The organism is Chlorogloeopsis sp. ULAP01, assembly GCF_030381805.1.
Lineage (GTDB): Bacteria > Cyanobacteriota > Cyanobacteriia > Cyanobacteriales > Nostocaceae > Chlorogloeopsis.
Genome location: NZ_JAUDRH010000018.1, coordinates 176,870 through 202,456 on the forward strand (window position 1 = coordinate 176,870; position 25,587 = coordinate 202,456).

Genomic DNA, 25,587 nt, shown 5'->3' on the forward strand with positions numbered 1-25,587 from the left:
TTTTTCCTTAAAAGACAAAAAACAAAAAATAGAGATATAGAGACACGAAATTCACGTCTCTACATTAAACAATTCATAAATAAATCATCAAAATATAAAGCCAAAAAGAATATTTCCTAACTATTCACCTCTCTCAATTGTGAAGTTTGTAGTCTATCCATCCACTTTGCTAAATAGACTCGATTTAGCCTTTGTTCTTCTGGATTTTCAGTATCCGCAGGATAAGGCATTAATCCTACAATTGCGGCGGTAGTAACGCAGAACATTGACTTTTGGAACGTCATACAAATTTGTACCCGCAAATCATCTTCTCCCCTAAGGCTGCGACGATAAACTTCATGCAAATACTCTGGGAGAAAATGGCGCATATCCTGCATTAACAAGGTAGGAGGAATACCTGCGCCGCCAATAGGTAACGGATCGGCATACAAAGCGCCATACTGAAATCGAGCTTGATCTGGCGGAACTTGATAGGCTTGAGCATTGAATGAAACTGTACCAGGAAAAGGTGTTCCTCGGAAGAAAACTGCCTCTACATAAGGCACTGCTGTATCTGCAAGGAATGTCAAACCCACACTTGCAGGAATAATGTCATAAACTTTATCTTTAATTTTAACGGAGTAGGTAATTGGCTTATTGGCATTCGCCACCAAACCTGCTTTAATGTGGTCTACCACTTGGGGAATTGATTTGATTTCACCTCGATCATAACGGTCTGATAAATCAAGAAAAATATCAGCCATTACTCTCCAAAATTGTCCCAAACCACTATAGTAGGCAGAAACGCGTAACTGCTCAGTTAAAAAATCAGGAAAAAGTTGATTAACTCCCATCACAATGGGATTGTTTTTAAATTTAGCTTGAATAACAGCTTGTGCTCTTTGCTGAAATTCTTTTGTATCTAAATATTTATCCAAACCGCCGCCACCATGCCATAACATTGCTTTTAGACAATATTCGGCATATTCAAAATTAATTCTGTCATGTGACCAATGACGAAGTAACTTTTGAAAAGAAACTTCTCCGTTAAAGTATTTAAAAAATGGAAAGAATACTAAAAATTGATTTTCGGCAATATAAATAAGATTTTTAGAGTAGGCATCTAAAACTACACCATAGCTTTTAAGAATCCCTACTACTTCTAATACGTTTTCGGCGGTATTAGGAAGTAATGTTCCTCCTGATTCCAGACGCTCGATATACTCAGCTAATGGATGTTTAGTAGGTTTATTTGCAGCAGTTACCATTGCACAATTCTCCTAAAAATGGGAGCGGTAGTTGTTAGTAGATAGTGGATAGTGGATAGTAGTTAGTGGTCTACAACCAACTAATAACTACTAACTACTAACTTAATGACCAATAACTAAATTTGTACTTTTTGCCTTTACCAAAGAAACATTGGCAACAACACTTTGAGTATTTACCATTGCTGTGGTTGTTGCTTCCGTCCAACGTATTAACCAATTTGGTTGAATACCGAAAACTACAATCAGCACAGCTAAGACAATAGCAGGAGCGCGATCGCTCCAGTAAACTCTTGGCAAGCTGATTACTTGGGCAGACAAGCGTCCAAAAAAGGCGCGATTCATCAAAATCAAGAAGTAAACGGCTGTTAAACCAGTACCAATCATGCACAACAAAGTCTGTACAGGATAAACTGCAAAACTGCTGCGAAACACTACAAATTCAGCAATAAATCCAAACATTCCTGGTATACCTGCGCTAGCCATCACACCCAACACCATCAAGCTACCAATGACAGGCATCCCTCGTTCTGGGTTAAACAGCCCTCGAAGTACGTCTAAATTGCGACTTCCGGCTTTTTTATACACAATTCCTACTAGCAAAAACAGCAGCGCAGAAATTAAACCGTGGCTGATCATTTGCATAACTGTTGCCAAAATGCTCAAAGGCGTAGCAGCAGCCGCAGCAATCAGTACAAAACCCATATGCCCAATGGAACTGTACGCCACCATTTTTTTCATGTCTTTTTGGGCGATCGCACAGGATGCACCATACAGCACGCTCACCACTGCCCAAGTTGCCAAACTAGGAGCGAGAACACTCCAAGCTTCTGGCAACAAGTACAAACCAAAGCGAATTAAGCCGTAAGTTCCCAGCTTTAACAATACCCCAGCCAATAAGACTGAAATTGGTGTCGAAGCTTCGACGTGGGCATCTGGTAACCAAGTATGAAAGGGAACCAAAGGCATCTTGATGCCAAAACCAATTAAAATTCCTACCAGCAGGATAATTTGTGTAGCTACAGGTAGAGCAGAAGTATTTAACGTCTCCATTGCAAAGCTAGGAGAGCCACTCAGCCACACCATGCCCAGGAAGCTTGCTAAAATCAAAATTCCAGAAACGGCGGTGTAAATCAAAAATTTTGTTGCTGCATATCCCCGCCGTTCACCACCCCAAATGGCAATTAGTAAATAAAGGGGAATCAACTCCAGTTCATAAAACAGGAAAAATAGCAGTAAATCCTGTGCTAGAAATGCGCCGGTGACACCAGCACTTAACAAAAGAAGCAAGCAGTAATAAAATCGAGGTCTTTGTAAGTCTTCATCACTGCTGTATATGGCTACACAAGTCAACACTCCATTTAACAACAGCAACGGCAAAGACAAACCGTCTATTCCCAAATGGTAGTTTAAACCCAAAGCATCTATCCAAGGTAGGAATTCGCCGAATTGTTGACTTGTTAATGTTGGATCAAACTTGGTGGTTAAAACAATATTCCATAAAAATGCAAGACTGGCAAATCCCAAAGCTATACGACGAGGTAGTTTGGCAATACCAGAAGGTAAGACACTCATTAAAGCCGCACCTAATAACGGCAGTAAAATCAAAGCACTGAGCATAGGAACTAGGGACTAGGGATTGGGGAGGATAGAAAGAGGTGGCATAACTACTGTACGGGCAGGTTTAGAATATAAATTGTCTGTTTCAACCGTTCATATAATCGGCAAAACCCGCCCCTACTAACTACTAACCAATAACCAATGACTATTGACTAAAAAGGCAAATTTTCCAATAAACCTAATGACCAGCTAATAAAGAAACCTAAGATACTAATACCCAAGAGTATAGTTAGTAGGTAACCTTGAGATTGACCAGAAATACTGTATTTCAAACTTTGCCCACCGAACATAGTTGCAAAACCAACTAAGTTAACCAAGCCATCTACCAAATAGCGATCGCTCCAAGCTGAAATTTTAGAAAGCAGCCCAACAGCACCAACTACTGTCACCCGATAAATTTGGTCAATGTAAAAGTCATACCCCAACAAATCTTGGAAAAATCTCCAAATCAAGACTCTCGAACGTGACCAAGCTTTGTGTAAATAGATTGTAGAGCCGATCGCTACTCCTGATAAAGTAGACAAAACTAATGTCGATACTACAAACACATTGACACTTTCCCAGGTTGGCAGCAAATACCACTGCTGTAACATCACGGGTAATAACAAAGTTACTACTGTCAAAGATACCATTGGCAATGCCATCGGCCAGTGAACTTCTGGAGCACGACGAGTTTTCTGTTGCGGTTCACCCCAAAATACCAATCGAAATACCCGCGTCAAATTCAATGCTGTCAATCCATTGACAAGTACCAATACCCACAATACCCAAGGATTAACTACAACTAAGCCATCAGCCCAAGATAGCATTGCCCAAAAGCTTCCTAAAGGCAACAGCGATACCATTCCAGCTGCACCGACAATAAAAGCGGAGGTAGTCGCTGGCATTCGTGACCACAAACCACCCATTTCTGTTAAATCTTGAGAAGTCGTGGTGTATATCACCGAACCTGCGCTCATAAATAACAACGCTTTGGCTATTCCATGGGTAAATAGCAAAATCAGGGCTACTCCCCCTTGCTGCAACCCTACTGCCAAAAACACCAACCCCATGTATGCACTGGTGGAATGAGATAAAGCACGCTTAATATCAGTTTGGGCGATCGATACCAAAGAAGCGCCAATTGCCGTTACTGTTCCGATCATAACCAAAGCATTTAAAGCGATCGGTGACAGCGCTAAAATTGGCTGCAACTTGTAGAGTACATATGCACCTCCAGCTACTACCATTGAGTTTCGCATCACAGAAGCTGGATTGGGGCCTTCCATCGCCTCATCTAACCATAAATGTAAAGGAAATTGAGCGCATTTACCCGCAGGCCCCGCAATTAGTGCCAACCCCAACAAACTAGATGTTAAAGGACTTAACTGTGCTGTTTGCGCCCATTCATATAAATCTGAAAAATTTAAACTGCCTGCTTTTGTCGAAAGGGTTACCACTCCCATCAGCAGCAGCAAATCTCCTACGCGCTTAGTTAAAAAAGCATCTCGTGCTGCTGTCACCACCAACGGTTGCGCATACCAAAATCCTACCAGCAGGTAAGTAGAAAGCGTCAGCATCTCTAGCAACGCGTAGCTGAGAAATAAGGAGTCACTGATCGCTAAACCACTGAGCGCTGCTTCAAAAAATCCCATTAAGGCAAAGAACCGGGCTAAAGCCCAATCCTTTTCCATGTAACCCAAAGCATAAATCTGTGCGAGTAAACTTAGTCCTGCGATTAAAACTGTTGCTCCAACACTTACTGGTGAAATTTCCAAAGCAAAGGAGATTTTCAAATCCGCAGCACTAAACCAGGTGACAACAAAATTTTCTTGTCCTCTATCCCAAATATGTTTGAAGACAAACAAGCTATGAACAAAACTTAAAATTGTTGTCAATACATTAAAATAAGCTGCGGGTCTTGGGCCTGTACGCCGAACTATTCCCATAGCCCAAGGTAAAGTTAGCAATGCTCCTAATAAGCTATAAAACGGTATCCACCAAGTTGTTGAGAACAGAAATTGGTTCATTTAATTTGCCCTTGACGTCTCAGCTTGTATTTATTTTCTTTACTAAATGAACTTAATAAATTTGTCTTTGATATTTTTAGTTTTCGGTTTTGTTTAAGTAGCATTATTTCACTTTTCTACTGAGAATATAGAAAAAATCATTATCTTTTTCCTCACGCAGGGGTTTACTCTTTCTATGCTAGCTTCCCTTGATCGGCTTGAAGTTCTTAGCATGAAAACAGCCATTAATATAATCTATAAGCAAAACTTATATTTATTTTCAATGGATGCCTTGTACAGATCACAAAAACCGAGGAAGGGCAACTGTACTACCTTTAGGTAATTTGCCATTCTCCTTGAAGATGGAATTTGTATCTGTATGAACTCGTTTAAGTGTAATGTAATAAAAAAATTATAAAGCAGAAGTAGCTGCTCTAGGAATCCATGAAGATTAGTTGAGCAAAACGCGCCTAATAAAATATTATTAAGTTTTTTTAAACTATTTTATTATAAACTATTATACTAATTTATATTGTCAGGGGCACCAAGCTTTCCTATGCTTAATTTGAGAACAGTTAATTAGCTCAAGATGAGCACCCCCGTCAAAATTTTCAACAGAAAGAGTACTTATCGCGTTAATTAGTTTAGGAGATCTGCGATGCCTATTGCAGTTGGAATGATTGAAACAAAAGGTTTTCCGGCAGTAGTGGAAGCTGCTGATGCTATGGTGAAAGCCGCTCGTGTCACCTTGGTAGGTTACGAAAAAATCGGTAGTGCTAGGGTAACAGTAATTGTTCGTGGAGACGTATCTGAAGTACAAGCTTCAGTAGCGGCAGGAATAGAAGCAGCCAGAAGAGTCAATGGTGGTGAAGTTGTCTCTACTCACATTATTGCTCGCCCCCACGAAAACCTAGAATATGTCTTGCCTATTCGTTACACCGAAGCTGTAGAGCAGTTCCGAACTTAGGCAGACTTTAACATCAAAACAATTCATTAACGGGGTTGCCTTCTTGTAGCTAGCTTTGCTTGTGTTCGTTGATTCGTTTTTTGGAAGCTTCTTAGGAATTAAAAAATTATGTCAATTGCAGTAGGAATGGTAGAAACGCTTGGCTTCCCCGCAGTAGTGGAAGCTGCTGACGCGATGGTAAAAGCTGCTCGTGTTACCTTAGTCGGTTATGAAAAAATCGGTAGCGGTCGTGTCACAGTGATTGTACGGGGAGATGTTTCGGAAGTACAAGCTTCGGTCGCAGCAGGAGTTGAATCCGTCAAGCGAGTGAATGGCGGACAAGTACTGTCTACTCATATCATTGCTCGTCCCCACGAAAACCTGGAATACGTTCTACCTATTCGTTATACCGAAGATGTAGAACAGTTCCGTGAAAACGTTAATGCGATTCGTCCTTTCGGTAGAAGACCGTAAAGTGTAATGCAAATTGCTAAAGTACGCGGCACAGTAGTTAGCACTCAAAAAGATCCAAGTCTTAGAGGTGTCAAACTACTGTTGCTGCAATTAGTAGATGAAGAGGGGCGTATTCTGCCAGAATACGAAGTGGCTGCCGATAGTGTTGGTGCGGGAGTGGATGAATGGGTACTTGTCAGTCGTGGCAGTTCCGCTCGCCAAATTCTTGGTAATGAACAGCGTCCTATAGATGCGGCAGTAGTGGCGATTATTGATACAGTTCACGTTGAGGATCGCCTAGTTTATAGCAAAAAAAATCAATATCGATAACTCATTGGTCATCAGTCATTAAGTCATTGGTTTTTGAAAGACAAATGACTAAGGACAAATGACAAAGAACTCAACTGAGGAGGAATCTCGCAATGGCAGTCCGCAGTATGGCGGAGGCAGCTCCCCCAACACCGTGGTCAAAGAATTTAGCTGAACCAAGTATTCATCCATCAGCTTTTGTGCATTCTTTTTCGCACGTAATTGGGGATGTAAAAATAGAAGCGAACGTTATCGTTGCACCAGGTACTTCAATTCGGGCAGACGAAGGAACACCATTTTTTATTGGTGAAAATACCAATCTTCAAGATGGTGTAGTAGTTCATGGCTTGGAGAAAGGCCGTGTAATCGGTGACGATCAACAAGAATACTCGGTCTGGATTGGGAGAAATAGCTGTATTACACATATGGCTCTGATTCACGGCCCTTGTTATGTAGGTGATGACTGTTTTATCGGTTTTCGCTCTACAATCTTCAATGCCAGGGTTGGAGCGGGATGCATCGTGATGATGCACGCTTTAATTCAAGATGTAGAAATACCACCGGGCAAATACGTGCCTTCGGGAGCCATCATTACTAATCAGCAGCAAGCTGATCGCTTGCCAGATGTGCAAGCAGAAGATAAGCAATTTGCCCACCATGTAGTTGGAATTAACCAGGCACTACGAGCAGGTTATTTATGTGCTGCTGACAGTAAGTGTATCAGAACAATTCGCAACGAATTGGAGCAAACTTATACAAGTACAGCCGTTAATGGAATAGAAAGGAGCAGTGAGGTGTCTAGCAGTAGCTTGGGTGCGGAAACAGTAGAGCAATTGCGCTATCTGTTGGAGCAAGGATATAAAATCGGTACAGAACACGTAGACGCACGGCGCTTCCGTACCGGTTCTTGGACTAGTTGCAAGCCAATTGAAGCTAGATCCTTAGGTGAAGCAATCTCAGCTTTAGAGACTTGTTTGGCAGATCATGCTGGTGAATATGTCCGCCTGTTTGGTATTGACAAAAACAAGCAACGTGTGCTGGAGAATATTATCCAACGTCCAGATGGCGCTGTCAAAGCACCTACTTCTTTTAAAGCTCCCACGAGTTCTAGCTATAGCAGCAATGGCAGTAGCTACAACGGTAATGGTAATGGTAGCAGCAAACTCAGTTCTGAAACCGTAGACCAAGTTCGCCAATTATTGGCAGGTGGTTATAAAATTGGTACGGAACACGTAGACGAGCGGCGCTTCCGCACTGGTTCGTGGCAAAGCTGCAAGCCAATTGAATCCCACTCTGCTAATGATGTGGTGGCGGCATTAGAAGATTGTATGGACAATCACCAAGGCGAGTATGTGCGTTTGATTGGCATAGATCCCAAAGGTAAACGCCGCGTACTGGAAGCAATTATCCAACGCCCCAACGGCCCAGTTTCTGCATCTGGCACTCAAAAGTCATCATTTGGTGGTACAAGTACTTCCACCTATGCAACAGCTACTGCACCTGCTACTAACACCAAATTAAGTTCTGAGGTTGTAGAACAACTACAGCAACTTTTGGCGAGTGGATATAAAATTAGCGCTGAACATGTAGATCAAAGACGCTTCCGGATGGGTTCGTGGAGTAGCTGCGGACAAATTCAAGCTACTAACATCAGAGATGCGATCGCTGCATTAGAGGCATACCTTGCCGAATATCAAGGAGAATACGTGCGCTTAATCGGTATTGATCCCAAAGGTAAACGCCGAGTATTAGAAACGATTATTCAACGTCCGTAGGAAGGGGACAGGGTAAAGGGTACAGGGGACAGGGAAATTTAACCAATCTGTAACCTATAACCTTATAACCCTTCGGGTACTCTACCTTGAAGCCGCCTTCGGCGTCTACGCCAGTCACCACCCTTACGGGAAGCCGCCCGGAGGGCGTCTACAAAGGGGGGAACCCCCGCACGGTGCTGGACTCACCTGTAACCTTTTCATCACTCACATTTGTTCCGGCTTCCGAGGTTAAAATTTCCATGTCTGTGCCGCCACTGCGCCTGAGTCATAACTTTGATGCTTACATCAGTGGCGAGGTTATTATTCATCCAAGTGCAGTTCTCGCACCTGGGGTGATACTCCAAGCGGCTCCAAACAGCAAAATTATTATTGGTTCAGGGGTTTGTATTGGTATGGGGGCAATCCTCAAAGTCCATGAAGGAACCTTAGAAGTAGAAACAGGAGCAAACTTGGGAGCCGGTTTTTTGATGGTTGGTAAAGGCAAAATTGGCGCAAACGCTTGTATTGGTTCAGCAACAACAATTTTCAATTGTTCCGTAGAATCGGGACAAGTAGTCGCTCCTGGCTCAGTTTTGGGAGACACTAGTCGCCAAATCTCTGATTTGAATACCGTCAGCGATCGCACACAACCATCACCATCTTCCCAGAGCAACTCCACTTCTACAACTGCGGTATCGGACGAAACAGATACAGGTAATTTGGCAAATGGCAAAGAAAGTATTCTTAATCCTGCCGTCACCACATCTAATCCCGATCCAATCCCACAACAACCAGAACCCAAAAACCAGAATACAGAAGAGCCTGGCACTGAATCTACTGTTATCGGTACTCACATCTACGGACAAGGGAGCATTCAACAGCTGTTGATTACATTATTTCCCCACAGACAATCCTTAAACAAATCAAACTCTGACGATCTATCTGAGTAAGTGTTAATTGTAAGTTGTCACCTGTAGTAGGAAGCAGAAAGTAATAAGTATGAAGTACTTTTACTTTAAGACTTCATCGCTGCTTTCATCCTTCCTTTGAGAACCCCGGAGATTTCACATGGACGCATACAATCAACGATCTATTAGCACTGCCCAGACATCCCGTCGTCGGGATAACTTCGCAGATAGTGCTTTGGGATTAGTATCAACCCGCAGTTTTCCTGCGATCGTTGGTACGGCAGACATGATGCTCAAATCGGCGGGAGTTCACCTAATTGGCTATGAAAAAATAGGTGGCGGTCATTGTACTGCTATTATCCGGGGTAACATTGCTGATGTCCGCTTGGCAGTAGAATCTGGTGAGCAGACTGCTAAACAATTCGATCAGTATGTTTCTAGCCTGGTAATTCCCCGACCTTTTCCCAACTTAGATGTAGTACTTCCTATTACTACCCGCCTCAGCAATTTTGCTGAGGATGGCAATTATAGCCGTTTGAGCAACCAAGCAGTAGGCTTAGTAGAAACGCGGGGTTTTCCAGCAATGGTAGGAGCTGCTGACGCGATGCTCAAAGCTGCCGATGTCCAATTAGCAGCGTATGAAAAAATCGGTGCAGGATTGTGTACAGCCATTATTCGTGGTTCCGTGGCAAATGTTGCAGTAGCAGTAGAAGCTGGGATGTACGAAGCAGAACGCATTGGAGAATTAAACGCCGTAATGGTCATTCCTCGACCATTGGATGAATTAGAACAAACCTTGCCAGTAGCCAGTTGCTGGATAGAGGAACGTCAGCCACTGAGGTTCCCATTAAATATTAAACAACCAGTTGTCGAAACTGAGTTAGTAGAATTGCCAGATTTATCTATATTACCTGCAAAAATTACAGAAGAATCCTAGAAATCTAACATCGAGAAAAACGTTGTACACACCTGTTAGGACGAGGTTAGTACAACGTCGGTTACTATCCCCAAAAAACACCTTCAAGGTGTGCAACGTTGGCTGGAAGGCATCTTACGCTTTGCTTGTTGTCTTGATAATAACTTGTCAGTTCTATAAGTAAAATACTCATTTTGTGATGAATTGCATAGGTATATATCTATGTATACAATTCATAACTTTTGCGTAAGTCACCCTATAGGAGTGACAAGTATTCTGTGATACTAGATTTATAGCGGTTATAGTTTTCTAGCAATATGTGCCACTTTCTCCTTCATCCTCCCTTGTTGTAGGCTACGGTGTACACAAAAGACTTAAAATTCTTGCTTGACTCAGATAAAAGCCTTCGTAGGGTGCGTTAGGACTACCATCCATAACGCACCGAAAATCTAGGCTGGTGCGTTGCGCGATGCGACAACCACCCTACAAAGCGACAAAGTTGATTCAATCATTTGTGTGTAGACGGCAGCTTGTTGTAAGGGAGGGCAATTATTCCTCCTGCTAACAAAATCAAATTTTTCACTTCTTTGCTTTATTCAAGGCAAGAAGTAAAGTGCTGTATCAGTTTTGATCGATTCAGACAGTTGTGAGTAGGTACGAGCTAAAACCTACACCGTCAGGAGAGAAGGTGGATTAAAGTTAAACAAGTCTTCGAGGCAAATAAGAACTGCTATATCTCGGTTAATTGCCATCAAAGAGGAGAATTAGCATTGAATCAAGCAACACTACATCAGTTGAAGGTGTTTGAGGCAGCAGCGCGGCACGGTAGTTTTACTCGTGCTGCCGAAGAACTTTTTCTCACCCAACCGACCGTTTCTATGCAGATCAAACAGCTGACAAAATCGGTAGGGTTGCCATTATTTGAACAAGTGGGTAAGCGTCTGTATCTAACAGAAGCAGGGCGAGAATTATACGCTACCTGTCGCCAGATTTTCGAGACTATAGCCAAGTTTGAAATGAAAGTGGCAGATTTAAAAGGACTAAAACAAGGTCAATTGCGCTTGGCAGTGATTACAACCGCAAAATACTTCATACCACGTTTATTGGGGCCATTTTGCCAACTTTATCCAGGCATTGAAATCTCCCTACAAGTTACAAACCACGAGGGTATTCTGGAACGTATGACCAACAATATGGACGACTTGTATATTATGAGTCAAGTTCCAGAGCATTTAGATGTGAGTTACCAGCAATTTCTCGAAAACCCTTTAGTAGTTTTAGCACCAATTAATCACGTCTTAGCAAATGAAAAAAATATTCCCATCCAACGTCTTGCTAACGAACCTTTTATTATGCGAGAACCTGGTTCGGGAACACGTCGCGCCGTGCAAAAATTATTTGATGAACATGGGGTAACAGTAAATGTCAAGTTAGAGTTAGGGAGCAACGAGGCAATTAAGCAAGCTATAGCAGGTGGATTGGGAATTTCTATTTTATCTCGTCATACTTTATTACCAGATACGGGAGACTTAATTATTTTGGATGTAGAACATTTTCCAATCAAACGAAATTGGTATATGGTTTATCCCTCTGGTAAACAATTATCTATTGTTGCTCGCACCTATTTTGAGTATCTGATGGATGCAGCCAAACAGATTGCAGAGCAAACCGCAGCAATTAGTTGTGAACGAAATCACGAAAGCAGTTAAATTATTGACTTTTTGGATTTGAGGTTAGCAAGTTTAGATAGAAAGAGGCTGGAGGCTTGTTTGTTGAAATGATGCAGAATACAGAAGTCAGAATACACAATTAAGTAATGTATCAATATTCTGGCTTTTGTAAACGCACTTTTGTTTAATTTGCACAGGTATTCTTGTTAAAAACTTACGGTATGGAAGCACTCCATTACTTGTTGAGTACTACAAAGTATTAAATTTAAACTTTTCTTTACAAACAATCTCTCATAGATAAGTAATGCATAAGCCATAATAAAAAATATTGATAAGAATGAAAGTTATTACCTATTATTTGATAACTCTCTGTCTCATAGTTAAGCTATGAAATTACAATATGACAGCGTTGTGCATACTTCAGAAGTAAAACAGGTATAAATATTCATAATTTGGTAGGAGATTAATACCTCATACCTGTGCAACCTACTACATATAGTTAAAGATATAAATAAATATTTCAAAAATTAAATTATTTTATTCTCAAATAAAGTAAGTCTGATATTTGTCATTAATAAAAGAGTTGTTACTCCTAATCCAATAATTAAAAATTATATAGAAAGTTAATTATTTATATATTTGAGGAAATTTATTATAAAAACTAATTTTGAGAATAGTCATGAATAGACTACGTATACTTCATCTTGAAGATGCTCCAATGGATGTTGAACTGATTCAGCGAATACTGACTAAGGGTGGTTTTGAATGTGAAATATTTATGGTAAATTCAGGCTCTGAGTATATTGCCGCCCTTGATGTAAATAGTTTTGATTTAATTTTGTCTGATAGTAGGGTTTCTGATTTTACTGGATATGCCGCCTTTGAAATAGCCAAAAAAAAATGTCCCAACATACCCTTTATTTTAGTTTCTGCAAATACGAATCCAGAAGAAATTACTAATTACCTAAATGAAGGTGTTGTAGACTGCATTAGTAAAAATCAGTTGTGGCAACTTGTACCGATCGCTCGCCGGGCAATTGCCGAGAGTCGCCTTGAGCAATATAATCAGGCGATGGAGAGACTCGTAAAGGTAGTTCAAGAACTTTCTTTAGCACGTAGCTTAGATGAAATTACGGCAATAGTGCGCATAGCTGCTAGAGAGCTTACTGGTGCTGACGGAGCTACCTTTGTACTGCGTGAGGGCGATATGTGTTTCTATGCCGACGAAAACGCCATACAACCGTTGTGGAAAGGACGGCGTTTTCCAGTGAATATCTGCATTGGTGGCTGGTGTATGCAGCACAAGCAGCAAGTGATTATAGAGAATGTGTATGAGGATGAACGCATTCCCTATGAAGCCTATAAACCCACTTTTATCAAGAGCTTGGTAATGGTGCCAATTCGTAAAGAAGCACCAATCGGCGCAATTGGTAATTACTGGGCAACACCGCACCTTGCCACTACCGAAGAAATAGGTTTGATTCAAGCTTTAGCCGATACTACTTCAGTAGCAATAGAAAACATCCAAGTTTATCAAGAGTTAGAAACAAGAGTACGCGATCGCACCGCTCAATTGGAAGCAGCCAATCAAGAATTAGAGGCATTTGCTTATACTCTTTCTCACGATTTGCGATCGCCATTGAGTGCGATCGATGGCTATAGTTCTCTATTGTTAAGTGAATACGGTAACCAACTTGATGAGCGAGCCAAGTTTTTCCTCAACCGCTTGTGTGTTGCCTGTGATCGCATGAACGCCCAAATTGAGCATATGTTGTCACTACACAAACTCTCACAAACTGAAATTCAACCACAGACAGTAAATCTGAGTCAAATTGCTCAAGAAATTTTAGCAAATCTCAAAGCTAACGAGCCTCACCGCCAAGTCGAAACTACAATTCAGGAAGGTTTGGTAGTATATGGCGATTCCATTTTGCTGCGTGTGGTTTTGGAAAACTTGTTATCTAATGCTTGGAAGTATACTGCCAAACGTAAAGAGGCCAAAATTGAATTTGGTGCTGCTTTAGAATCTGACAGTTTGCCCAAATTTTATGTTCGGGATAATGGTGCAGGTTTTAACATGAAATACGCTCAAAAACTATTTCGTCCCTTTCAACGAATGCATTCTCAAAAAGAATTTTCAGGTACAGGTATAGGGCTTACTTCGGTACAGAGGATCATTCAAAAACATGGGGGAAGAATTTGGGCAGAAGCCGCAGTAGATGAAGGGGCGACATTTTATTTTACACTGTCTGAGCACAGACGCGGGGACGAGGACAAGGAGTGGAGGGAGGTAAGGAAGTCATAAGAGTAAATTCTTCCCCATCTTCCCTATCTCCCTCATCTCTTCCTCTCCCACTCTTCTTGCTAATCCCTAGTAATTGCTTGACGTATAGACCTGTAAACATTAAAAATTAACCTGCATAACAGTAAAAAATAAGGGGGAAACTGGCAGTGGTTAACCCAGAGATGCCATCTGTGCGAAAAATAGTAGCAAGCCAGATTGTAGCTGTAACCGTATATTCTGACAAAGCTTTAGTTACACGACGGGGTGTAGTATTCTTAACAGGACAAGAAACAGAATTAGTAATTACTTCACTGCCAGACACAACAGAAACAGAATCAGTCAGGGTAAGTGGCAAAGGTGAAACCCTAGTGCGCTTGCTCGAAGCTAAATGCGATCGCATTTTCTCTACAGAACCAGTGGCAGCAAAAGTTGCCCACCTGACTCAGCAAATCCAGCAATTAGAAGCAGAGTGGCAGCACCTGCAAGCGCAAGTCGAAGCTTTAGCATTGCAGTCTAGCTTTATCCAGGGCTTGTGTGAGAAAACAGAGGAACAATTTTCAATCAGCCTGGCGCGAAAAAATTTGAGCCTTAGCGAAACTTTGGATTTTCTCAACTTTTTAGGAAGTCAATACACAGAGTATGGTATTTCTACAACTGAGTGTAAAAATAGGCAAAAAGAATTAGAGCAGCAATTACAAAGTCTTCGCCAGCAGTTGCAAACTTTACAAACACCCCATCCCAAAGAAACTTATAGTTTGAGCGTGGCGATCGAGCCTGCGGGTGAAGGCGAATTTGAGCTAGAGGTATCCTACATCGTTCATCGTGCCAGTTGGACTCCCCTATACGATTTGCGCTTATGTAGTACAAATAATATTGTCAATCTAAGCTATCTGGCAGAAGTAACGCAAAATAGCGGTGAAGATTGGCTTGGTGTTGCTCTTACCCTTTCTACTGCTAAACCAGGATTGGGAACACTACCTCCAAAACTAGAACCTTGGTATATTGACGTACCACGCTCAAACCCAGAATTAAGGAGAGTGAGAAGAAGAACACCTATGTTACCTATGACTGCGGCTGCTCCTGCCAGCGACGCTCCTGAAGGAGAAGACTACGAACTACCAGAGGAAAATTTCATTGCAGCCGAAACAGTTGTCGCAGAAGTCACAAAACAAGGTAGCGTCGTCAACTTTAAACTGAATGGCAATGGTAACATTCCCAGTGATGGCGCACCACACAAAACCACAATTTTTCAGGATGATTTTCCTTGCCACTTTAGTTATATAGCAATGCCACGCTTGGTAAGTTTTGCTTATTTACAAGCTCATGTCAAAAATAACTCTAATGGGGCAACCTTATTACCAGGAAAAGCAAATATATTCCGCGACAATATCTTTGTTGGTACAACGAAGTTAGAAAATATTGCACCAGGGCAAGAGTTTAAAGTTAACTTGGGTATTGACGAAGGATTAAAAATAGAGCGCGATTTAATTGAGCGCCAAGTAGATAAAAAATTGATTGGCAATAACTCTAGAATTATTTATGCATATCGGTTGTTAATTACAAACTTGCTGACTCAACAAGTGGATCTGAAATTAACAGAACAATTACCAGTCAGCCGCAGCGAACAAATTAAAGTTCGCCTCCTTCGTTGCAATCCGCAAATTCAACTAGGAGAAATGGGAAGATTGGAATGGGAGATTACTATTCCTGCGCAAGCCAAACAAGAGATATATTATCAGTTTGCCGTTGAACATCCACCGCAGTTAACAGTTGTGGGTTTAGATATCTAGACTTATATCAAGTTCGCATGATTAGTTATGATTACCATCTTGGTGTTACCCCTCCCTAACCCTCCCCTTGGTAAGGGGAGGGTACCGTTAGGTGGGTGGGGTGCTTAAAGATTTATAAGTAATTAACTGAACTTGATATTATACTGATTCTCTATGAACTTGCACTTAATAAGTATGGGACTGACGCAGAATCCCTCTACAATCCTCTTGACTCCGTCTTCCCTGCGTTCTCTGCTGTTTATTATTCCATAGACTCGTGCGAGTCCTCTTCAACTTACCATTACTTGTGGAGGAGTATAACGCCACAACTGATGCAAACGATTTGCTGGCATATTCAAATACAAAATGTCTCCAGCACTGAGGCTAGTTTCTAGTAAATCCCAGCCATGAATAGTTTGGTTATTTGTTTCCAAGTATAAAGGTACAAAGTCAGCAGACATAGCTGCATCTCTAACTCTTTGACCGCAAAAGGGATGAGCAGGTGTAATTAATGTTGCAAAAGCAACCCATAAACTATCGGCTGTAATACCATTACCAAGGATACGCCCCCCTAGAGCAGCAGCCGCAAAAGCTGGGGCAGCAAGTTCAGCCGGGCTTAGTACTGTTTCAAAGTCAAACACCTGTTGTGCCATACGGGCAAAATCTGGATCTGCATAATGGACAATTACTGGTACTTTTGGTATCAATGCTTTGGCTTTGAGGGCAATTTCCAAGTTTGTAGCATCATCGTTGGTAACAGCAATTAGTGCCGCAGCATTTTCTAAATTACTTGCTTTGAGAACTTCTGCAAAACTACCATCTCCATGCATGACAGGAATGCCTAATCCGCGAGCCGTATTGACAAATCTATTGTTGGTGTCACGCTCAATGACTATGACATCATGCCCACTGGCGTGGAGTTGCTGAACAATTTTGATCCCAATTCCTCCCAAGCCACAGACAATATAATGATGGCGTTGAGGAATCCGGGCTGCATCTAAAAATTGTTTGAAACGGCTGCCTAAGACAAAATCATTAAGCAGTGCGTAGAAAAGACCAATCACCGCAGCGCCAACCAGCATCATTAATACAGTGAATAATTTAATGCTACTGGGAGCGTGTTCTACCACTTTATCATTGCCACCCGCTCCCGTAATCATACCGACAGCAAAGTATAAAGCATCAACAACAGAAACAGCTGCATCAGAAGAAGTGTAGATAAGTGTAGCGATCGCAATAATTACCAGCAACACGATCGACATTGCCACAACTGCTTCAGCGTGTTTTTGAAAGTGCCGCAGACTAGTCAAGATTTTCAGCAATCTAGCAATCATCGATCTGCGGATACAACGAACGCGGGGTTGAGCACCAACAATTAAGCGATCGCCTAGCTGTAACTTTTGCCCAGACACCAGTGCCGAAACGAGATCCATCTCACCTTCTGCTGGCATATAGTAAATCAGCATCCGCGTGCGATCGTCCCATAACTCACTAATTTTGCGATTCAGCCACGGGTGATTTTCATCAACATACTCTTCATGAATAGGCCAAGTTTGCTGAAACAGCTTAATTTGCCCGATCGCTTGGCTTCCTAGTGCTGCAAAGGTAAAGACAGGTGCCGCTAATCCAGCAACACTCATGCTCAAGTGTTCTGGCACAGCATGATCCAAACGCTCTCCCAAACTCGTGTTAAAGAAGCGATTGATAATCCGAATCCGGGGATTAAGCACCCGCGCTTGCATCATAATTCGTAAATTTAGGGCATCATCGCCTCCAGCTATCACTATAGTGTGCGCCTGTTGAATTCCAGCAGCTTTGAGGGTACTAGCTGCGTGTAAATCGCCAACAATTACATCTCCGGCTCGCTCGCCTGGAAGCGCTTGGTGATGAATGCCGACAACTAACGCTCCCTGCTGTCTTAGCAAACGAAAGACTTTATATCCTGTGCGTCCTAAACCACAAACAATTATGCGAGGTTTCATGAATCGGCAGCATGATGTGCTTCAAAAAGCTGCATTGTTAAATGAAATATTAAATTAAATTTTTGCTTATCTATGTTGAACGGAACTGTAGCTGAAAACACGATAATTCTAAAATTATAATTTGGACAGTACAGATACTAAGTTATCTTGTTTAATTTATTTACCCCTAGTTTTGCTAACTTTATCAAATCTTAGGTATAAATTTAATAAAAAACTGTATTTCATTTCTGTATGAAATTCGCTTTACCTAAAAAATAATGTAGATAATTTCTAGAAAAATCTAAATAACTCTACTTGACTTAGCCCAATATCTCGAATTGATCGGCTCTTCTTTGAAAAGTTAACCATCAGGAAATGAGAAAAATATACGTAGAGATGGTATACGGATAATCAAGATTTAATAAAGACACGTATTAAACCTTGTACTTACACTTTTTCTATGTAATTCTATGGAAAGAACAAGTTCAGCAGGTACTGAATTAATCAGTAAACATAATTAAAGTACTTGAAATACTTTTCTTAATTTGTAATAGGGATTTGAAATGAAAATGTTTGCTATGAAATCAAAAATATTACAAGCATCTCTTGGTTTGGCTGCTGCACTCCCTTTAGCTACGGCTGGAGCTTTTACCTTTGCTAATTCTGCTGAAGCGGCTACTTTCTCTGGTGGTTTTAACTATACTCCTACTGGTGTTCCCTTACCTTCAGTTGTAGTTTCTAATAATTCTTTAAAATTTTCTCCTACTTCACCAGCGAATCTTGTACTTTCTGAACAAACAGGAACTTTTGGCCCTGCCTATCCTGACAATCCTGCATTTGATATAGCGACAATATATGACGTTAGTTCACCTTTATTCCCAAATACGCTTTTTTTGGATCTTGGTAAATATAATGACAACAGCAATACAACCTCTGACCAAAAAAATATCTTTGTTCTAGAATCTTTAGAAAATCCTATCTTGTCAAACAATAACGGTGTGACTGGAGTAGTGAATTTTACAGGCTATTTTACAGATGTAATTGGATCGTTGAATAAAACTACGGGGAAAGGACACTTAAACTTTTCTGTCGCTAGTAATATTAACTTTAACAATGCTAAAACCCTCTTAGAGCAGGGAAAACTCACAGCAAGTTTTACTGGTGTGGCATTTACTACAGTTCCTGAACCAACTGCGTTATTGGGATTAGGACTAACAGGGGCAGTAATGTTTGTATCTCGTCGTCGAAAAGGCCAGGCAGTCAATTAATTTTTTCCTCAGCCTATAACTAACACATCAAGCCTCCTCAAACTGTTACCAAGCCTGATTCTATATTGAGTATTTTGGCTATAGGTACAGTATTGATTGCTTCATTACTCAAAGGCCAACTGCAAAAATCTGCTTCAGAGCAAGCCTTAAACTTACTTAGATTTCTCTTGTAAAAACTATGTCGTGTCTTCTTAGCAAGACACGGCTATTTTTTATTTATATCTATAGCATGGTAGCCTCAATCATTTTAATCTTAGCTTGAGCGCAATTTTGAAGGCTTAGGCTTAACTATTACTTAACTATCTAAATTTATGCCGAATAGTGGCGTCGTTCAGTGCTACTCTTGAAGATGACATTGCTTAATTCTTAAGCCTTATACGACCCGATCTGAAATATAGCTTCAATCACTAGACTCAGCATGGTCACCACCGCAGAAAACACAAAAATTGGTTACATTACCCAAATCATTGGTCCGGTTGTAGACGTCAAATTCCCCAGTGGGAAAATGCCACCTATCTACAACGCTTTGAGCATTAAAGGCACCAACGAAGCCGGACAGGAAGTCTCGGTTACTTGCGAAGTACAGCAACTGCTAGGTGACAACCAAGTACGGGCTGTTGCCATGAGTTCCACTGATGGCTTAGTACGTGGCATGGAAGCCGTTGATACCGGCGCTCCGATTAGCGTACCTGTTGGTAAAGTCACGCTGGGTCGGATTTTCAACGTCCTTGGCGAACCTGTAGACAACAGGGGGCCTGTTAATTCTGAGGAAAAATTCCCCATCCACCGTCCTGCTCCTAAACTCACTGAACTAGAAACTAAGCCTTCAGTTTTCGAGACTGGGATTAAAGTTGTTGACTTGCTGACTCCCTATCGTCGTGGCGGTAAAATTGGTCTATTCGGTGGTGCCGGTGTAGGCAAAACCGTGATCATGATGGAGTTGATCAACAACATCGCTACTGAACACGGTGGTGTATCTGTTTTTGCTGGAGTGGGTGAGCGCACCCGCGAAGGTAATGACCTTTACAACGAAATGATTGAATCTGGAGTAATCAACAACGACAACCTCAACGAGTCGAAGATTGCTCTAGTTTACGGTCAGATGAACGAACCACCTGGTGCGAGAATGCGCGTTGGTTTGTCAGGCTTGACGATGGCGGAATACTTCCGTGATGTCAACAAGCAAGACGTGCTGTTGTTTATCGACAACATCTTCCGGTTCGTACAAGCTGGTTCAGAAGTGTCCGCGTTGTTGGGACGGATGCCTTCTGCGGTAGGATATCAGCCAACTCTGGGTACAGACGTTGGTGAACTGCAAGAGCGCATCACCTCTACCAACGAGGGTTCTATTACCTCGATTCAAGCTGTATACGTACCAGCAGACGACTTAACCGATCCTGCGCCTGCAACCACCTTCGCCCACTTGGACGGAACCACTGTACTTTCTCGTGGTTTGGCTGCTAAAGGTATTTATCCGGCTGTAGATCCATTGGGTTCTACCTCCACCATGTTGCAACCCAACATTGTTGGTGATGACCACTACAGCACCGCTCGTGCCGTACAAGCAACTTTGCAGCGTTACAAAGAACTGCAAGACATCATCGCCATTCTTGGTTTGGACGAGTTGTCTGAAGAAGACCGTTTAACAGTGGCTCGTGCGCGTAAAATTGAGCGTTTCTTGTCCCAGCCTTTCTTTGTGGCAGAAGTATTCACCGGCTCTCCTGGTAAATACGTGAAGTTGGAAGACACCATCAAAGGCTTCAAGATGATTTTGTCTGGTGAGTTGGACGATCTACCAGAGCAAGCCTTTTACATGGTTGGCAGCATCGATGAAGCGATCGCTAAAGCCGAAAAGCTCAAAGGTTAATGGCTAATTGTTAATGGTTAATGGCTAATAGCTGTTAGCCATTAGCAAATAACAAAGGACACAGAACGAAAGACAAATGACATTAACTGTTCGTGTAATTTCCCCAGATAAAACAATCTGGGATGACTCAGCCGAAGAAGTTATTTTACCTAGTACCACCGGTCAACTAGGTATCCTTAGCGGACACGCACCATTGTTAAGTGCCTTAGATACAGGCGTGATGCGAGTACGCCCCGGCAAAAATCAACAGTGGATACCCATTGCACTGTTGGGCGGTTTTGCCGAAGTTGAACAAGATGAAGTCACTATCCTCGTCAATGGCGCTGAACGTGGCGACTCTATTAACCTTGAGGAAGCTCGTACTGCTTATAACGAAGCACAAACCCGCTTAAATCAGGTTGCTCAAGGCGATCGCCAAGCTCAAATTCAAGCCACCCAAGCCTACAAACGCGCTCGCGCTCGCTTTCAAGCTGCTGGCGGTATGGTATAAATAGAGACTCTTAATTTTTACGATGCCTTTGCCAAAATCCGGGTAGGGATTTCATCCCACGGAGGTAGGCTTAGTACTTGTAGCCCCAGGCTTCTAGCCTGCGGGCTTTCTGAATGTGTATGAACTTTTCTAAAAATTAGAACAAGTTTAAGAATATAGGGAAAATCTTGGTGAAGTAATAACTTAGATAATTAGTTGCCCAAAGGGGCAAAAATATGAAAGCTTCACAAGATTTCTCAAGTAGAAATAAGCAAACTAAAATATTTCGTTTAGCAGCATCTGTACTTACAACTGCGGCACTAGCTGGTAGTATAAATGCTGTCAGTGCAAGCCCGATTAGAAAAACTACTACACAACACATCGCCTCAACATCAATTCAACTACAGCAAACAAAACCAACAATTGCTCAGTCTCCAAACGTTAACAATAACCTCCAACTTGCACAAATCTCACCTTGGGGACTTATCCCTGTTGTCTTAGTTGGCGGTTTAGTAATCTTTTTCCCCTTGTTTTTTGGTGGATTAGTTGTCATTGGTGAACGAGAAGTTGGAATTGTAGTTAAAAAATTTGCGATTTCTGGGCGTGGGCTTCCAGCTGGACGCTTGATTGCCCTTGATGGTGAAGCTGGTTTGCAAGCCGACACTTTAGCTCCTGGCTGGCACTGGGGTTATTGGCCTTGGCAGTACTCGATCAAAAAAGAGTCAGTAGTTGTTGTTCCTCAAGGTGAAATCGCCCTACTAGTAGCAGAAGATGGCAAACCAATTCCGCCAGAACGGATTCTAGGAAAAATTATAGAGTGTGACAATTTCCAAGATGCCCGTAAATTCCTTACTAATGGTGGGGAAAAAGGACGGCAAATGGGTTTTCTCACAGCTGGTACTTACCGTATTAACACTGCCTTATTTAAAGTCATTACAGTAGCAAATGCCACGAAGCAAGGCATGAGTCCAGAATATCTGCGATTATATCATGTTGCTTCTGATAAAGTTGGTATCGTCACAACCTTAGATGGACTTCCTATTCCTGGCGGTGAAATAGCCGGCCCCATCATTCCCGGACACGACAATTTCCAAAACGGGCAAAGATTTATTGATGGCGGTGGGCGTCGAGGTTTGCAAGAGCAAATTTTGCTTTCTGGTTGTTGGAACTTAAACCCTTGGTTTGTTCAGGTTGAGCAAGTGCCAATGACAGAAATACCTATTGGCTATGTAGGTGTGGTAATTTCTTTTGTTGGTAAAGCCCATGAAGATGTCAGTGGTGCAGCTTTCACCCACGGTAACTTAGTCAATTCTGGACATAAGGGTGTATGGGTTGAACCTTTGTACCCAGGAAAGCACCCGATTAATACTCGTGTGATGAAGATTGAACTGGTGCCAACTACCAATATTGTTTTAAACTGGTCTGGTCGCACCGAACGTCACAACTATGATGCAAAACTTGGCTCTCTCACGGTGCGTTCAAGAGACGGGTTTGCTTTCGATTTAGAGGTTGCCCAAATTATTCACGTTGGCGCGTTGGATGCTCCTAAGGTGATTTCCCGTGTTGGTGCCATGCAGAATTTAGTAGATCATGTGTTAGAACCAACCATCGGCAACTATTTCCGCAACTCAGCCCAAGACTATACCGTACTCGACTTTTTGAGCGCCCGCAGCGAACGACAAGCGGAAGCGGCTGAGTATATTAAAATGGCACTGCGAGCTTATGATGTCCAGGCAATTGACACCTTGATTGGTGACATTCAACCGCCAGCCACACTGATGCAAACACAGACAGATCGGAAAATTGCCGAAGAACAACGCAAGACTTTTGAGGTGCAACAGCAGGCACAAACTCAAAGACAACAGCTAGTCAGGGAAACAGCCTTAGCTGATATTCAGCAAGACATGGTGAAATCAGAGCAGGGTGTGATGATTGCTGAACTTAAAGCCAAAGCAGACATTCAGCAAGAAGCAGTGCGATCAGAGCAAGGCGTAAAAATTGCCGAACTCAAGGCGAGTGCCAAAGTCAAAGAAATGACTGGTGAAGCCGAAGCAATTCGCTTAAGAGCAAATGCAGAAGCTGAGTCTTTGCGCCTCAAGAGTATTGCCGAAGCCGAAGCTATCCGCGCCACAGGTAATGCGAAAGCTGAAGCCTACCGTTCTGGTGTGGAAGCCTTGGGAACACAAGGATATACGGCAATGCAGATGATGCAAATAATTGGCGATCGCCACGTGCGTCTGATTCCAGATGTGTTGGTTGGTGGCAACAATAGCAGTACCAATGGCTTGGTAGATGGGCTGCTTTCGATGATTTTGTGGAATCAAACAACCAAGCCAGGTGAGGTGATATTGCCTTCGCAATCACAACCAACAATTAACGAGCCAGAAACAACTGCATCAAATGGAAATCAGTCTCCTGTAGTTGTTGAATTTCCTTTGGATGGGAATGTTAGTTAAGGTGAGCTTCTAATCAAAAGAATCTGTTATGCCTTAAGACAAACAGATAGGGTATTGCTTTTACCTACTAAAGCAGATGTTTTATATCATGTCTGATTAATCAAACTGAATAAAAATGTTTGCTCGTAGTGAGGACTTTAGTCCTCAAGCCGAGACTGTAGTCCTGACTACAAACTGTTTATTATGGGTGATTTGACGGACATCATATTATCCCAAATTGGTGTAGAGAGTCTTGTTTCAAAATTCTGGACTAGCCTATTCATCAATGGTTTGAATCCAAAATTCACACATTGGTATGACTAGCATCCAAAGCTGTCTCTTACAGATGTAAAAATCTTGTTCACCGTCTCAATAAAGGGCTGTTGCACTTGCGCAACTGTCCCTGCTTCCTTATCCGTCCAATTGATCATCATACTAAAGTACACCCACCGCTTAGGAATCCACATACCGCCTGCAAAAGTCAAGACGTGCTCCGATCCAAAGTCAATGCTGCCGCCCTTCCCGAAGCCGTTGACACCTAATGGCATCGACAGGGCAACTGCGTCAGCCAATGACAGAATTGCCCGGAACTTATTGAACGTTTCTGGATACTTGAAAAATTTGCCCTGTAAGGCTCGCGAGTAGAATGACACAAAATCGTGTGGTGAGGCAGCCATCGTGATCGTGTCGTTGAGAATGGGTTTCGGCTCATATAAATCCTTTTCTAGGAGTTCTACAAGTTTCGTCCATGTAATAGTTTGCCACTCTGGATACCCAACAATGTAGCCAAAAAACTGGCGGGTGCTAGTTGGAATACGGGTACTTTGCAGCCCTATCTCTGCAATGAATTGGCGTACCCGATCAGCCCCTACCTGCTTTAGTGCCATATCTGTAGCTGTGTTATCACTACGTGAGATCATTGCCTCAAGCACTGTCTGCACCGTGACTTTTCCCGAAAGATTAGGCGGATTAAACACAGGAGCACCAGGCGAGAACACAGATTCATCGAGTATGAGTTCTCTACTAAGTTGTTGGTTAAGTTGATTCGCGATTGAGTTCTTGTCCCCTGGTTTAAGCGTTTCCTCCACAAAGCGTAGAAACTCGGCTAGTACGAATCCTTTGAACGCGCTGGCACAAAATAGGACTATATTAGGATTGAGCATAGCAGACCATTCCCCAAACCCAGCATCTGCTGGTGCCAAAAACTTAAGCCCCTTCTTGCCTGGTAACTGATTGAATGCAGCGATGATATTGTCTGTCAATTGATTCTGTTTCGCTTGAGCGGTATGTATCACCGATGGCTTTGCTTTGTTAGCATAGCCTTTGTTTTGAAAAATTGCTGTCGTAGCAGCTGCTCCAGATAGTCCTGAGAGCAGAAAAACACGACGTGATTGACTCATTCTACAGTCCTCTTGGAACTCTATTCAATTAATTTCAGTGATTTTCTCTAGGAGTAGAAACTCCGTAATTTTCCCTGATCACTTCTTGTCGAATACTCAAGTGATATTGATTCTGGTTATTTATTTAGTTATGTTGAAATTTTTAGTTACAGCCTTTACCGCTTTCAGTTCTAGCCCAACTCAGAAAGCGATCGCACTCACATTGCAAGAATTTTTCCCGTTAACTCGTAGTTAAACAAGTTGTATTTTGTAGCATCTAAAGTATACCTGATGGGATGCTGACGCAATTTACGACTTGTTATTTCTTTACACCAACGTTGCTAGGC

The 25,587-nt window shown here is 42.1% G+C and carries 18 protein-coding genes; 13 read left to right on the forward strand and 5 right to left on the reverse strand.

The genetic code is table 11. The features are described 5' to 3' along the window. Window positions 1-116: 116 nt before the first annotated feature. The 3 genes from QUB80_RS30220 to QUB80_RS30230 form a co-directional block, all read right to left on the reverse strand. Complete coding sequence (locus QUB80_RS30220; RefSeq protein ID WP_289793153.1) at window positions 117-1,247, reverse strand: CO2 hydration protein; 1,131 nt, start codon at window positions 1,245-1,247, stop codon at window positions 117-119. 102 nt (window positions 1,248-1,349) lie between these two features. Further along, the gene (locus QUB80_RS30225; protein WP_289793154.1) at window positions 1,350-2,864 is read right to left on the reverse strand and encodes an NADH-quinone oxidoreductase subunit M; all 1,515 of its coding nucleotides are present in this window, start codon (window positions 2,862-2,864) and stop codon (window positions 1,350-1,352) included. Window positions 2,865-3,016: 152 nt separating this feature from the next. Next, a complete protein-coding gene (locus QUB80_RS30230) occupies window positions 3,017-4,873 on the reverse strand; it encodes an NAD(P)H-quinone oxidoreductase subunit F (RefSeq protein ID WP_289793155.1) in 1,857 nt (618 codons plus the stop codon). A gap of 637 nt (window positions 4,874-5,510) precedes the next feature. Here QUB80_RS30230 and QUB80_RS30235 point away from each other — a divergent pair. From QUB80_RS30235 to QUB80_RS30275, 9 genes are all read left to right on the forward strand, one after another. Continuing rightward, window positions 5,511-5,819, forward strand: a complete 309-nt coding sequence (locus tag QUB80_RS30235) for a carbon dioxide-concentrating mechanism protein CcmK (protein ID WP_010995042.1) — start codon at window positions 5,511-5,513, stop codon at window positions 5,817-5,819. Window positions 5,820-5,927: 108 nt separating this feature from the next. Next, complete coding sequence (locus QUB80_RS30240; RefSeq protein ID WP_010995041.1) at window positions 5,928-6,272, forward strand: carbon dioxide-concentrating mechanism protein CcmK; 345 nt, start codon at window positions 5,928-5,930, stop codon at window positions 6,270-6,272. 6 nt (window positions 6,273-6,278) lie between these two features. Next, complete coding sequence (gene ccmL / locus QUB80_RS30245; protein WP_289793157.1) at window positions 6,279-6,581, forward strand: beta-carboxysome shell vertex protein CcmL; 303 nt, start codon at window positions 6,279-6,281, stop codon at window positions 6,579-6,581. A 92-nt stretch (window positions 6,582-6,673) separates the two neighbouring features. Continuing rightward, complete coding sequence (gene ccmM, locus QUB80_RS30250; RefSeq protein ID WP_289793158.1) at window positions 6,674-8,335, forward strand: beta-carboxysome scaffolding protein CcmM; 1,662 nt, start codon at window positions 6,674-6,676, stop codon at window positions 8,333-8,335. Window positions 8,336-8,574: 239 nt separating this feature from the next. Continuing rightward, window positions 8,575-9,264 carry a beta-carboxysome scaffolding protein CcmN gene (gene ccmN, locus QUB80_RS30255; protein WP_289793178.1) on the forward strand — a complete coding sequence of 230 codons (690 nt, stop codon included), beginning with the start codon at window positions 8,575-8,577 and terminating at the stop codon, window positions 9,262-9,264. A gap of 118 nt (window positions 9,265-9,382) precedes the next feature. Then, window positions 9,383-10,159, forward strand: coding sequence for a beta-carboxysome assembly protein CcmO (ccmO, locus tag QUB80_RS30260; protein WP_289793159.1), 777 nt, complete (start codon window positions 9,383-9,385; stop codon window positions 10,157-10,159). Between the two features lie 749 nt (window positions 10,160-10,908). Continuing rightward, window positions 10,909-11,847 carry a LysR family transcriptional regulator gene (locus QUB80_RS30265; protein WP_289793160.1) on the forward strand — a complete coding sequence of 313 codons (939 nt, stop codon included), beginning with the start codon at window positions 10,909-10,911 and terminating at the stop codon, window positions 11,845-11,847. Window positions 11,848-12,487: 640 nt separating this feature from the next. Further along, on the forward strand, window positions 12,488-14,113 hold the full coding sequence (locus tag QUB80_RS30270) for an ATP-binding protein (RefSeq protein ID WP_289793161.1): 1,626 nt from the start codon (window positions 12,488-12,490) through the stop codon (window positions 14,111-14,113). Between the two features lie 146 nt (window positions 14,114-14,259). Then, window positions 14,260-15,882, forward strand: coding sequence for a mucoidy inhibitor MuiA family protein (locus QUB80_RS30275; RefSeq protein WP_289793162.1), 1,623 nt, complete (start codon window positions 14,260-14,262; stop codon window positions 15,880-15,882). 269 nt (window positions 15,883-16,151) lie between these two features. Here QUB80_RS30275 and QUB80_RS30280 read toward each other — a convergent pair whose 3' ends face one another. Next, window positions 16,152-17,843 (reverse strand): potassium channel family protein, encoded by a 1,692-nt coding sequence (locus tag QUB80_RS30280; protein ID WP_289793163.1) that lies wholly within the window; start codon window positions 17,841-17,843, stop codon window positions 16,152-16,154. A gap of 557 nt (window positions 17,844-18,400) precedes the next feature. On the opposite strand from QUB80_RS30280, the gene QUB80_RS30285 reads away from it, so the two are divergent. The 4 genes from QUB80_RS30285 to QUB80_RS30300 all read left to right on the forward strand — a co-directional run bounded on the left by QUB80_RS30285 (window position 18,401) and on the right by QUB80_RS30300 (window position 23,882). After that, the gene (locus tag QUB80_RS30285; RefSeq protein ID WP_289793164.1) at window positions 18,401-19,090 is read left to right on the forward strand and encodes a PEP-CTERM sorting domain-containing protein; all 690 of its coding nucleotides are present in this window, start codon (window positions 18,401-18,403) and stop codon (window positions 19,088-19,090) included. 418 nt (window positions 19,091-19,508) lie between these two features. After that, the gene (atpD, locus tag QUB80_RS30290; protein WP_289793165.1) at window positions 19,509-20,957 is read left to right on the forward strand and encodes a F0F1 ATP synthase subunit beta; all 1,449 of its coding nucleotides are present in this window, start codon (window positions 19,509-19,511) and stop codon (window positions 20,955-20,957) included. 76 nt (window positions 20,958-21,033) lie between these two features. Further along, entirely contained in the window at window positions 21,034-21,447 is a 414-nt protein-coding gene (gene atpC / locus QUB80_RS30295) for an ATP synthase F1 subunit epsilon (protein WP_289793166.1), read from the forward strand. A 215-nt stretch (window positions 21,448-21,662) separates the two neighbouring features. Further along, window positions 21,663-23,882: an SPFH domain-containing protein gene (locus QUB80_RS30300; RefSeq protein WP_289793167.1), complete on the forward strand. Its 2,220-nt coding sequence runs from the start codon at window positions 21,663-21,665 to the stop codon at window positions 23,880-23,882. Between the two features lie 299 nt (window positions 23,883-24,181). On the opposite strand, the gene QUB80_RS30305 is transcribed toward QUB80_RS30300, so the two are convergent. Next, complete coding sequence (locus tag QUB80_RS30305) at window positions 24,182-25,261, reverse strand: serine hydrolase (RefSeq protein ID WP_289793168.1); 1,080 nt, start codon at window positions 25,259-25,261, stop codon at window positions 24,182-24,184. Between the last annotated feature and the right edge of the window lie 326 nt (window positions 25,262-25,587).